The sequence below is a fragment of the Actinomadura sp. NPDC000929 genome (genome assembly GCF_040492065.1).
GTDB lineage: Bacteria > Actinomycetota > Actinomycetes > Streptosporangiales > Streptosporangiaceae > Spirillospora > Spirillospora verrucosospora.
This window is the reverse complement of record NZ_JBEUPA010000211.1, coordinates 1-11216: the sequence shown is the minus strand read 5'-3', so window position 1 is coordinate 11216 and position 11216 is coordinate 1. Positions and strand designations below refer to the sequence as shown.

At 74.9% G+C, this 11216-nt stretch carries 12 protein-coding genes and 1 pseudogene; 4 read left to right on the top strand and 9 right to left on the bottom strand.

The genetic code is table 11. From position 1 onward, the window contains the following. Both ABWI04_RS39345 and ABWI04_RS39340 read right to left on the bottom strand, forming a co-directional pair. On the bottom strand, positions 1–651 hold a 651-nt coding region (locus ABWI04_RS39345; protein WP_353835569.1), incomplete at its 3' end, for an MFS transporter. A 63-nt stretch (positions 652–714) separates the two neighbouring features. Next, positions 715–1605 (bottom strand): Vgb family protein, encoded by an 891-nt coding sequence (locus tag ABWI04_RS39340; protein ID WP_353835568.1) that lies wholly within the window; start codon positions 1603–1605, stop codon positions 715–717. A 117-nt stretch (positions 1606–1722) separates the two neighbouring features. Here ABWI04_RS39340 and ABWI04_RS39335 point away from each other — a divergent pair, with 117 nt between their 5' ends. Beyond that, positions 1723–2340, top strand: coding sequence for a TetR/AcrR family transcriptional regulator (locus ABWI04_RS39335; protein WP_345185189.1), 618 nt, complete (start codon positions 1723–1725; stop codon positions 2338–2340). 24 nt (positions 2341–2364) lie between these two features. Here ABWI04_RS39335 and ABWI04_RS39330 read toward each other — a convergent pair whose 3' ends face one another. Further along, positions 2365–3210 (bottom strand): alpha/beta fold hydrolase, encoded by an 846-nt coding sequence (locus ABWI04_RS39330; RefSeq protein ID WP_353835567.1) that lies wholly within the window; start codon positions 3208–3210, stop codon positions 2365–2367. A 108-nt stretch (positions 3211–3318) separates the two neighbouring features. Here ABWI04_RS39330 and ABWI04_RS39325 point away from each other — a divergent pair, with 108 nt between their 5' ends. Next, positions 3319–3771 (top strand): MarR family transcriptional regulator, encoded by a 453-nt coding sequence (locus ABWI04_RS39325; RefSeq protein ID WP_353835566.1) that lies wholly within the window; start codon positions 3319–3321, stop codon positions 3769–3771. Here the strand turns inward: ABWI04_RS39325 and ABWI04_RS39320 are convergent. Both ABWI04_RS39320 and ABWI04_RS39315 read right to left on the bottom strand, forming a co-directional pair. Continuing rightward, positions 3768–5045 (bottom strand): RNA polymerase sigma factor, encoded by a 1278-nt coding sequence (locus ABWI04_RS39320; RefSeq protein WP_353835565.1) that lies wholly within the window; start codon positions 5043–5045, stop codon positions 3768–3770. The genes ABWI04_RS39325 and ABWI04_RS39320 overlap by 4 nt on opposite strands. After that, a complete protein-coding gene (locus ABWI04_RS39315) occupies positions 5042–5452 on the bottom strand; it encodes a YciI family protein (protein ID WP_345185322.1) in 411 nt (136 codons plus the stop codon). The genes ABWI04_RS39320 and ABWI04_RS39315 overlap by 4 nt, the downstream gene beginning before the upstream one ends. Positions 5453–5635: 183 nt before the next feature. Between ABWI04_RS39315 and ABWI04_RS39310 the strand changes: the two genes are divergently transcribed. Then, a complete protein-coding gene (locus tag ABWI04_RS39310) occupies positions 5636–7180 on the top strand; it encodes an MFS transporter (protein ID WP_345185177.1) in 1545 nt (514 codons plus the stop codon). Between the two features lie 9 nt (positions 7181–7189). On the opposite strand, the gene ABWI04_RS39305 is transcribed toward ABWI04_RS39310, so the two are convergent. The 4 genes from ABWI04_RS39305 to ABWI04_RS39290 form a co-directional block, all read right to left on the bottom strand. Next, positions 7190–7744, bottom strand: coding sequence for a carboxymuconolactone decarboxylase family protein (locus tag ABWI04_RS39305; RefSeq protein ID WP_345185175.1), 555 nt, complete (start codon positions 7742–7744; stop codon positions 7190–7192). A gap of 11 nt (positions 7745–7755) precedes the next feature. Further along, positions 7756–8358, bottom strand: a complete 603-nt coding sequence (locus ABWI04_RS39300) for a TetR/AcrR family transcriptional regulator (RefSeq protein ID WP_353835564.1) — start codon at positions 8356–8358, stop codon at positions 7756–7758. 98 nt (positions 8359–8456) lie between these two features. Then, positions 8457–9119, bottom strand: coding sequence for a response regulator transcription factor (locus ABWI04_RS39295; protein WP_345185171.1), 663 nt, complete (start codon positions 9117–9119; stop codon positions 8457–8459). After that, on the bottom strand, positions 9107–10267 hold the full coding sequence (locus tag ABWI04_RS39290; RefSeq protein WP_353835563.1) for a sensor histidine kinase: 1161 nt from the start codon (positions 10265–10267) through the stop codon (positions 9107–9109). The genes ABWI04_RS39295 and ABWI04_RS39290 overlap by 13 nt, the downstream gene beginning before the upstream one ends. A 366-nt stretch (positions 10268–10633) precedes the next feature. On the opposite strand from ABWI04_RS39290, the pseudogene ABWI04_RS39285 reads away from it, so the two are divergent. Next, positions 10634–11216, top strand: a pseudogene (locus ABWI04_RS39285) (DNA-directed RNA polymerase subunit beta); the annotation flags it as partial.

Sequence of the window (11216 nt, the reverse complement as noted above, 5' to 3'; positions counted from 1 at the left end):
CATCCCCGCCCGGTCCGGCGCCGCGCCCGGCCGGGCACGGCGGGGCTCGCGCACCAGCGCGCGGACCCCGCCGATCGCGGCCGCGGCGATCGGCGCGTTCAGCAGGAAGGTCCAGCGCCAGCCGATCGTGTCGACCAGCAGCCCGCCCAGCAGCGGCCCGGCCGGCAGCGCCGTGGAGGAGATCCCGGCCCACATCCCGAGGGCCCGCGCCTGCTCGGCCCGTCCGGGATAGTGGGCGGTGACCAGGGCGAGGCTGCCGGGCAGCAGCAGCGCGGCGCCCGCCCCCTGCGCGACGCGCGCGGCGATGAGCGGGCCGGCGCCGGGTGCGGCCCCGCAGGCCAGCGACGCCAGCCCGAACAGCGCGAACCCGGTGAGCGTCGTCCGGCGGTGCCCGACCCGGTCGCCGAGGGCGCCACCGCCCAGCAGCAGCCCCGCGATCGCGACCGCGTAGCCGTCCACGACGCCCTGCAGGCCGGGCAGGCCGGTGCCGAGCGCCCGGCCGATGCCGGGGAGCGCGACGTTGACGATCGTCACGTCCAGCAGCACCAGGAACATCCCGGCGCACAGGATCGCGAGCACCGCCCCGCGCCGGGACGCGGGGCCGGTCGGCGGGGCGGCGGGGGGCTCGGTGGCGTGCGTTGGGGAACCCATGCCGCCCACGGTCGCTCCCGGACGCTTCGGCGGGGATCGAACCGTCCGGCCCGCGGGGGCGGGTCAGGCGACGGCGACGCGGGCGAGCGCGCCGATCTCCAGCGCCACCCACAGGGCGCCGTCCGGTCCGACCGCGATGCCGTGCGGCTCGCATCCGGGCGTCGGCAGCGGGTGCTCGTCGATGCGGCCGTCGGGGCTGATGCGGCCGACGTGGGCGGTGGCCCACTCGGTGAACCACAGGTCCCCGCCGGGCCCGGCGACGATGGCGTGCGGGCGGGCTTCCCGGTCGGGCAGCGGGAACTCGGTCACCTTCCCGTCGGTGGTGATCCGCCCGATGTGCCCGGCGCCGATGCCGGTGAACCACAGCGCGCCGTCCGGCCCGGCGGTGATGCCGACCGGCGCGGAGCCCTCGGTGGGCAGGGGATGGACGGCGACCTCCCCGTCCGGCGCGATCCGCCCGACGGCGTTGCCCTGGTTGAGGGTGAACCACAGGGCCTCGTCGGGACCCGCCGCGATCATCGAGGGCATCGCGCCCTCTCCCGGCACCGGAAAGGCGCTGAACTGGCCGTCCACGGTGATCCGGCCGACGTCGCCGGCGTGCATGCGGGTGAACCACAGGGCGCCGTCCGGACCGGCCGCGATCCCGCACGGCCCCGACCCCGCGGGCAGGGCGAACCGCGCGACCTCGCCCTCGGGGGTGATCCGGCCGATCGCGTCGCCGTGGAACGCGGTGAACCACAGCGCGCCGTCCGGGCCCGCCGTGATGATCATCGGTCCGGCGGGGACGGGCCCGTGCACGGTCAGGCCCCCGTCCGGCGCCAGCCGCGCGATCCGGCCCTCGTGGACGAGCGTGCACCACAACGCCCCGTCCGGCCCGGCGGCGACGCTGTAAGGCCCCGCGTCCGGGCCGGACACCCTGAACTCCTCGATCGTGGCGTGCGAACCCTCTGTCATGGATCTCGTCCCCCCTCGTCCCTCCACTGCTGTTTCCGCCCGAGGACAAAGTTAACGCAATCATTGTTGCGTTAACATCGATTGCATGGACAACAGCAGGAACCGCAGGACCGCGCGGTGACCGCCGCCGGGCCCGGGACCGTCCGTCCCGGCGGCCGCACCGCGCGGGTGCGCGACGCCGTCCGGGAGGCGACCCTCGCCGTGCTGTCCGAGCACGGCTACCAGGGGCTCACCGTCGAAGCGGCGGCGGCCCGCTCCGGGGTCCACAAGACCACCGTCTACCGGCGGTGGAAGAACGCCGACGGCCTCATCGCCGACGCCCTCGGGATCGCCTCCGCCGAACCGTGGCCGATCCCCGACACCGGCACCCTCGCGGGCGACCTGCGCGCCCTCGCCCGGCTCGTCGCGGCCGGCTTCGCCGATCCCGTCGAGGGCCCCGTCGCGCGCGCCTTCGTGCTGGCCGCGGCCCAGAGCGGCGACGCCGCCCGATCCCTGCACGCGTTCTTCGCCCGGCGCCATGAGCAGTCCGCCGTCATCGTCCGGCGTGCCGTCGAGCGCGGCGAGGTCCCCGCGGGCACGGACGCGGTCGAGGTCGTCCGGCTCGCCGTCGCCCCCCTCTACTACCGGCTGTTCATCACCGGGGAGCCGGTCGACGAGCGGACGGCCGACCGGGCCGCCGCGTCCGCGGACGCCGCCGCCCGCGCCGGCGCCCTCACGGCCGCGCCGAGCCCGTGACCGCGGCCGGGCCGGAGCGGAAGATCAAGGGGCGCTGAGGGCGGCGCGCAGAGCGGCGGCGTAGGCGCGGGGGTGGGTGGTGTTGCCGTTGTGGCCGCCCGGGAACTCCCGGGGCGCGGTGCCGACGAGGTCGGCCAGCGCGAAGGCGCACCTGCTGTCGAAGACCGTGCGCGGGGTGGTCCGCCCGAAGGCCGGAACGATCCGGGTCGGGGTCCCGGTGAGCGCGGCGACGTCGAGGGTGTCGTTGATGACGGCGGTGAAGTCGTGCTCGACGAAGAAGTCGAAGTTGCGCGCTCGCTGGGGCGTCATGGGGTGCCGGGTGAGGCCGGGCTCGACGTCGGGGCTGGCGGGGTCGATGCCCAGCACACCGGCGATCGCCGCGAACGTGGCGGCGAGCCCGTCGCGCCGGTGGACGCGCTGGATGTGGGCCAGTTCCCGCTCGTGGCGGGCGCGCTGGTCGGCGGGCAGCAGCCGCGGGGTGACCGGCTCGTGGGCGACGAGCACGCTGATCTGGCCGGGGTGGTCGGCGGCCAGGTGGAGCCCGATGGAGGCGCCGAGGCTGCACCCCAGCATGAGCACCGGCTCGTCCGACAGTTCGGCCAGCAGGCGGTGGACGTCGTCGGCGTGGGCGGCCAGGCTCACCCCGGCGGCGGGGTCGTCCAGCACGCTGCGGGACAGGCCGCGGCGGTCGTAGGTCACCACGGTGTGGTCGGCGACGAGCCGGTCGACCAGGTCCGTGCTGCGCCCGGCGTCCCCCTCGCCGCTCTGGGAGATCAGCAGCATCGGACCGGTACCGCGCACCTCGTAGTAGAGCTCGGCGCCGTCGGTCCGGAGCATGCCCGCGGTCGTCGGGGTCGTGGCGGTGTCCATCGCAAGGTCCTCTCGGTCGGGGGGCGGTTCCGCCCGTCCGAGACGACCGTAAAGCATCAAAATTGATACATCAAGTCTGATGCATCAAAGCTGATGTAAGTTGGCGGCATGGACGGAGTCGAGCTTTTCCTGCTGGGACGGACCCTGATGAAGATCGGCGAGGAGGCCCTGCCCACCGAGGGCATCGGCCGGCACTCCACCAGCGTCCGGACCGTCCTGATCGTCGTGAGCGACGTGCGCGCGCACCCCGGCAGCGCCGTCGGAGAGATCGCCGACCGGACCGGCCTTCCGCAGAGCGCGGTGTCGGCGGCGGTCGCCCGGCTTCGCGACACGGGCGCCGTCGTCACCGAGCCCGATCCCGACGACCGCCGCCGGGTCCGCGTCCGCCCCGCCCCGAAGCCCTCCGCCAGAGTGGAGGAGGTCCGGTCCAGCACCGTCGACGCCGCCCTCGCGGCGGCCCTGGACACCGACGACCCGCACCGGGTCGCCGAGATCGTCGGCCTGCTCGAAGAGCTCGCGCGGCACCTGACCCCGCAGGCGGTCACCCGCCTGCGCGGCTAGCGGCCCGCCGGACGCTCGGGCGCCGCGGCCGTCCGCGCCAGGCGGGCGGCGCGGCCATGGAGGTAGCGCTGCTCGGGAAGGCTGTGGGTGCGCTCGGCCGCCGCCAGGTAGCACGCCCGCGCGGCGGCGGCGTCGCCGGACATCTCCAGCAGGTGGGCGCGGACGGCGTGCAGGCGGTGGTGCCCGGCGATCCGCGCGTCGTCCCGCAGCCCCTCCAGCAGGGCGAGCCCGGCGGCCGGCCCGCGAGCCATCGCGACCGCCACGGCGTGGTTGAGCGCCGCCATCGGGTTGGGCGACAGCTCCATCAGCACCCCGTAGAGGGCGGCGATCTGCGGCCAGTCGGTGTCCCGCGCGGTGGCGGCCTCGTCGTGGAGCGCGGCGATCGCGGCCTGCACCTGGTAGGGGCCGGCGGGCCCGTGCGGCAGCGCCGCCGACAGCAGCTCCACCCCCTCGGCGATGTACTCGGCGTTCCACGCGCTCCGGTCCTGCTCGGCGAGCGGGACCAGGACCCCGCCCGGACCCGTCCGAGCGGGACGTCGCGCGTCGGTGAGCAGCATGAGCGCGAGCAGACCGGTCGCCTCGGCGTCGCCGGGCAGCAGCCGGTGCACGATCCTGGCCAGCCGGATCGCCTCGGTCGCCAGCTCGCCCCGGTACAGGTGCGGCCCGGCCGTGCTGGCGTACCCCTCGGTGAAGACCAGGTAGAGGACGCGCAGGACGGCGGCGACCCGGGCCGGCCGCTCGTCCGCGCCGGGCATCCGGAAGGGGACGCGGCTGTCGCGGACGCGCCGCTTCGCGCGGCTGATGCGCTGCCCCATGGTCGCCTCGGGGACGAAGAACGCGCGGGCGATCTCGGCCGTCGTCAGCCCGCCGACCGAGCGGAGCGTGAGCGCGATCTGCAGGTCCGGCGCCAGTACCGGATGGCAGCACATGAACAGCAGGATCAGGGTGTCGTCGCCGTCCTGCGGCGGACGGTCGGCGGCGGGAGCGAGCCACGCGTCCGGCGGCGTCCACGCGGCCAGGGCGTCCTCCCGGCGCCGGCGGGCCCGCTCGGCGCGCAGCAGGTCGGTCAGCCGGCGCGACGCCACCGTGATCAGCCAGGCGCGCGGGTCGGCGGGAAGCCCCTGCTCCGGCCACTGCGAGGCGGCGGCGGCCAGCGCCTCCTGGACGGCGTCCTCGGCGGCGTCGAAGTGCCCGTACCGGCGCACCAGCGCGCCGAGGACCTGCGGCGCCAGCGGGCGCAGCAGGTCCCAGGCCTCCTCCGGCGGCGCGGTCACGGCTCCAGGTCGGCGCGCCCGTCGACGATCGGCCGCAGGTCCACGTACGCCCGCTCCCGTGCCGCCCGCGGGCCGGGGCACTGCGCGAGCCGTGCGGCGATCTGCGAGGCGCGGTCGAAACCGTCGCACTCGATGACGGTGTATCCGGCGAGGACCTCGGCGGTCTCGGGGTAGGGGCCGTCGGTCACGGCCGGCGCCCCGTCCTTCATGTGGAAGCGGCGGGTGTGGACGGGCGCGGCCAGCCCCTGGGCGTCCACGAACTCCCCGGACTCGACCAGGTCCTGGTTGAACCTCTCCATGAACGCGTGCATCCCGGCCAGTTCCTCGGCGGACCAGACGGCCTCGCCCTCGGGCACGTTGCCCGCCATCTCGTCGTAGGCCCGCTGCGACGCGTACAGCATGAGCATGTACTTCACGGTGGTCTCCCCTCCGCCCCGGCGCCCCGGCGGCGCCTCGCAGGGGAGACGTCGGAGCCGTTCAGCCGCCTTCGACACACCTTCCCAGTTTTTCCCGCGGACCGATGTCGAGAACCGCGCGCCCGCTCCGATCACCCCGTGACACGTGATCCCACTCCGAAGAGGAAGAACGACATGGAGCACAACGGGCAGGACGCCGGGACGCGCCGGTGGCTCGCGCTGGCCGTCCTCGCGCTGCCGTCCCTGGTGATGGCGATGGACATGACGGCGCTGCTGCTGGCGCTGCCGCAGCTGAGCACCGACCTGGGGGCCGGCGGCACCGAGCAGCTGTGGATCAGCGACGCCTACGGCTTCATGGTCGCCGGCTTCGTCATCACCATGGGGACCCTGGGCGACCGGATCGGACGCCGCCGCCTGCTGTTCGCCGGCGCCGCCGCGTTCGCCGTCCTGTCGGCCGTCGCCGCCTACGCCCCCAGCCCGGGCACGCTGATCGCCGCCCGGGCGCTGCTGGGCGTGGCGGGCGCGACGCTGATGCCCTCGACGCTGGCGCTGATCACCAACATCTTCCGCGACGAGCGCGAGCGCGGGAAGGCCATCGCGATCTGGGCCACCTGCCAGTTCGCGGGCGGGGCCTTCGGCCCGGTGCTGGCCGGGCTGCTGCTCCAGCGCTTCTGGTGGGGATCGGTGTTCCTGGTCGCGGTCCCGGTCATGGCGCTGCTGCTGGCGGCCGGGCCGTTCCTGCTGCCGGAGTTCCGGGACCGGTCGGCCGGACGGCGCGTCGACCCGCTCAGCGTCGGGCTCTCCCTGGCCGCCGTCCTGCCGATGGTCTACGGGTTGAAGCAGCTGACGCTCGCCGACGGCCGCGGCGCCGTCCCCGCCGCCGCGCTCGCCGGCGGAGCGGTCGCCGGCGCCGTGTTCGTCCGGCGCCAGCTCCGGCTCGAACACCCCCTGCTGGACCTGCGGCTGCTGCGCAGCCGCCCGCTCAGCGCCGTCCTGGTATCGCTGGTGCTCGCGGGCGTCGCCATGGCGGGGACGGGCCTGATGGTGACCCAGTACCTGCAGGACGTGCTGGGCCGTTCGCCGCTGGCCTCGGCCGTGCTGTTCGCGCCGATGGGGCTGGGCGTCGCGGTGGGGACGATGGCGGCGCCCGCACTGGCCAGGCGGATCCGCCCGGCCACCGCGATCGCCTCCGGACTGGCGGTGTCGGCGGTGGGCTGCCTCCCGCTGACGGTGTCGGACGGGGCCGCGGCCGTCATCGCCGGCATCACCGTCCTGGCCCTCGGCACCGGCCCGCTGTTCGCGCTGGGCACCGGCCTGGTGGTCGGGTCCGTCCCGCCCGAACGCGCGGGCTCGGCGGCGTCGATGTCGGAGACCGGCAACTACCTCGGCGGATCGCTGGGCCTGGCGGTCATCGGCGTGATCGGCGCCTCCGTCTACCAGGCCCGGATGGACCACGTCGGCGGGGCCGCGGCCCGCACCCTGGCCGGCGCCGTCGCCGCCGGCGGCCACCTGCCGCCCGCGCGGGCCGAGGAGCTGCTGGACGGCGCCCGCGCCGCGTTCACCGCCGGCCTGCACCTCACCGGCGCCATCGCCGCCGCGATCTTCGTCGTGCTCGCCGTGCTCGTGGCGGCGTCGGCCCGCAGCGGCGCGGTCGCGAAGCCCGCGCCGGCCGCGGAGACGGCGTCCGGGGAAGCCGGGGCCCGGACCGCCGCGGTGTGAGCGGCTCCGTCAGGAGGGAGCCGTCCACTCCTGCTCCTTCCAGGCCGGGTCGAGCGGCGTGTGGGCGATGTGGTTGGTGTAGTTGGACAGGGTCTTCATGCCGACGCCGAGGACGACGTCCAGGACGTGGCGGCGGGTGTGGCCGGCGGCCAGGAACGCCTCGACGTCCGCGTCGTCCACCCAGCCGCGCCGCGTGACCATGGCGCCGGTGAGGCGGCGGACGGCCTCCAGCGCGGGATCGTCCAGGGCCCGCCCCGCACGCAGCGCCTCCACCACCTCGGCGGGGACGCGGGCCCGCAGCGCCACCGTGGAGTGCGCGGCCACGCAGTACTCGCAGCCGTTCAGCACGCTGGCGGTGATCAGCACGGTGTGCTTGGCGTGGCCCGGCAGCGACGACTTCATGAACTGCTCCGACAGGGCGTTGTAGCCGGCGAGCAGCTCCGGCGACTCGGCCATCACCCCGTTGAGCGTGGTGACGAACCCCATCCGCTTCTTGGCGGCCTCCAGTTGCGGGCGGGCGTCGGCGGGAGCGTCGGTCTCGTCGTAGACGCTGAACTCGGCCATCGTCGTCTCCTTCACGGCTGGTCAGGTGCGGGGGAGAGGGAGCGCAGGGCGGCGTCCACGGTGTCCGCCAGCTCGCCGGGGCCGGCCCCGGCGCGAGAGCGCAGGTTCACCCCGTAGGCCAGCAGCGCCAGCATCTGCGCGGCGGATCCCACGTCCACGTCGTCGCGCAGCTGCCCGTGCTCGCGGGCCGCGAGAAGGGCGGAGCGCATGGCGGTGCACAGTGCCTCATGGTGGGCGTCGAGCACCTCCCGCTCGTCGGGGTCGTCCCCGTCCTGCGTGGCGTGGGCGTTGGACACCATGCAGCCCCAGCGGGCGTGCTCGCCGGAGCACCGCGCGGCGACGAGCCCGTCGAAGAACGCGGCGATGCCAGGCAGGCCCCGCCCGTCGGCGGCGAGCCGGTCGAACACCGGGCGCGACTGCCGCTCGGTGTAGCGGCGCAGCGCCGCCACGTACAGGTCCCGCTTGCCGCCGAACGTCGCGTACAGGCTCGACCGGTTGACGCCTGTCTCGGCCACCACCTCGGCGATGCCCGTCGCGGCGGCGCCGCGCCGCCAGAACAGCCGCACCGCCCGGTCCAGGACGGCGTCGGGATCGAAGTGCTTGACGTCCGGCACCGGTCCGCCTCCCCAACTTGGAATGGTCGTTCCAAGATTGGCATGCGGCTACGGCGGCGCGCAAGGGGGGACGGTGTGAAGGCGAGCGGGCGAGCCGGTCAGGCGAGGCCGGCGTCGTGGGCCAGCAGAGCGATCTGGGTGCGGTTGTCCAGATCGAGCTTGGTCAGGACGCTGGAGACGTGCGCCTTGACCGTGGCCACGCTCATGAACAGCTCGGCGGCGATGTCGGCGTTGGAGCGACCGCGGGCGATCGCCAGGACCACGTCGTTCTCGCGGGGGCTCAGCCGGGCGAGCGCCGCGCGGGCGCGCTGGTAGGCGCCGGCCTCGACCGCGGCGCGGTCCATGAGGCGCCGGGTGACGCGCGGCGACAGGATCGGGTTGCCGGCGGCGACCTGCCGCACGGCGTGGACGATCTGGTCCGGCGGGGTGTCCTTCAGCAGGAACCCGCTGGCGCCCGCGCGCAGCGCGTGCAGGATGTTCTCGTCGGAGTCGAAGGTCGTCAGCACGATGACCTCCGGGGGGCTCGGGCGGGCCCGCAGCCTGCGGGTCGCGGTGATGCCGTCCACGCGCGGCATCCGCAGGTCCATCAGCACGACGTCGGGGGCGTGCGCGTCGGTGGCCGCGGGCACCTCGTCGCCGTCGGCGGCCTCGCCCGCGACGGCGATGCCGCCCGTCCCGTCCAGCATCATCGACAGACCGGCGCGGACGAGGGCGTCGTCGTCCACGATCAGGACGCGCAGGGGACGGGTCACGCGGGCCATGGTAGCCAGGCGCGCAGCCGGAACTCGCCCTCGGCGGCCTGGTGGTCGAGCCGCCCGCCCGCCAGGCGCACCCGCTCGGTCAGTCCCACCAGGCCCGTCCCGCTGCCGGGTGCGAGCGGCCCCGCGCCGTCCTCGGGCAGCGGGTTGCGGATGTCGACCACGAGCCGGGCCCCGGGCCGCCCCTCCAGCACCACCTGGACGGGACGTCCCGCGGCGTGCTTGCGGGCGTTGGTCAGCCCCTCCTGCACGATCCGGTACGCGGTGCGCCCGGCCGCCGCCGGAAGGGCGGACGCGCCGACCGTCTCGTCGCGCAGCTCCACCCGCCCGCCCGCGTCGCGGGACTCCTCCACCAGCCGGGGCACGTCCCGCAGGACGGGCTGGGGCCGGTCCTCCTCGTCGGCGTCCTCGGCGCGCAGCAGCAGGATGACCTCGCGCAGCTCGTCGAGCGCCTGGTGCACCCCGGCGCGGACCACCCCGGCCGCGTGCGACAGCTTCTCCGGCGGGGCGTCCGGCCGGTACTCCAGCGCGCCCGCGTAGGTCGCCAGCAGCGACAGCCGGTGGGCGAGCACGTCGTGCATCTCCCGGGCGATCCGGGTCCGCTCGGCCATGCGCGCCTCGGCGACCCGCCGGCCCTGCTCGGCCTCGGCGCGCCGGGCCCGCTCGCGCAGCGACACCAGCAGCTCCCGGCGCGCCCGCGCCAGCGCGCCCCAGCCGACCAGCGCGCCGTAGCCGAGGGCGATGAGCAGCAGCCACCAGCCGAAGGAGATGCCCCGGTTCGGCTGCCACAGCCCCTGCGCGACGTGCGCCGCGACTCCCGCCGCGCCGACCAGCGTCGCGACCCGGAACGGGCGCCGCTGCGCGACCTGCAGCACGCCGATGCTGGCCGCCGGGGTGGCGGTGGGGGACAGCGCCGCGAGCACGGTCAGCGCCATGGCGACGCCCACCGGCCGCCAGAGCAGAAGCGGTGACAGCAGCCAGCTCGCCAGGGCGACCGCGATGTCGAGGGTCAGGACGGCGCCGGTCACGTCCGCGCTGAAACGGCCCCACAGCGTCAGCGCGCCCAGCGCGCCGGCCGCCGCGGCGACGCAGGCCGCGGACCACAGCAGGCGCCGCGCGCCGTGCCCCGCCTGGTGGAACGTCTCGCTCACGGGCCGAGGCTAGCGGCAGGGGCCGCGCGCCGACACCGACCAAAGTCGGTGCCCGCCCGTACCGTGGACGGACCGGCTCCCATCGGGAATTTCATCCGCGTGGCAGGCGTACTTCTGACCGCGAACTACCCGAACGTTCCTTTCATGGGTCTTCTCCGGTGTGCGGCTTGACGGGGGAGAGGGAAGCGTGTCATCCTGGTCCCGGGATCGAGGTTGACAATTGAAGTAGGTGTGGACATCTGTCTGCATTCTGCTCTATGCTGCCCTTCCGCGCTCGCCTCGACGTCCCCTCCTCCCGTATCGGCCGTGAAGTCGTCCGGCGTGCGCGCCGCCAGTCCGCCGCGAGCCCTCGGAAGGACACACCTGTTGGCAGCCTCGCGCACCGCTTCCGCCGTACCCGCCGGTCCCCGCCGCGTCTCCTTTTCACGCATCCACGAGCCCCTCGAGGTTCCGGACCTCCTTGCCCTGCAGACCAACTCGTTCGACTGGCTGGTCGGCAACGAGCGCTGGAAGGCCCGGGTCGAGGCGGCTCACCAGGCCGGGCGCAGGGACGTTCCCACGCAGTCGGGGCTGGAGGAGATCTTCGAGGAGATCAGTCCGATCGAGGACTTCTCCGGGACCATGTCCCTGTCGTTCCGGGACCACCGGTTCGAGCCTCCGAAGTACTCCGTCGAGGAGTGCAAGGAGAAGGACATGACCTACTCCGCCCCGTTGTTCGTCACGGCGGAGTTCATCAACAACACCACCGGTGAGATCAAGAGCCAGACGGTGTTCATGGGCGACTTCCCGCTGATGAGCCCCAAGGGGACGTTCATCGCCAACGGCACGGAACGGGTGGTGACGTCCCAGCTCACGCGTTCGCCGGGGGTGTACTTCGACCGGGCGCTGGACAAGGCGTCGGACAAGGACATCTACGGGTGCCGGGTGATCCCGAGTCGGGGTGCCTGGC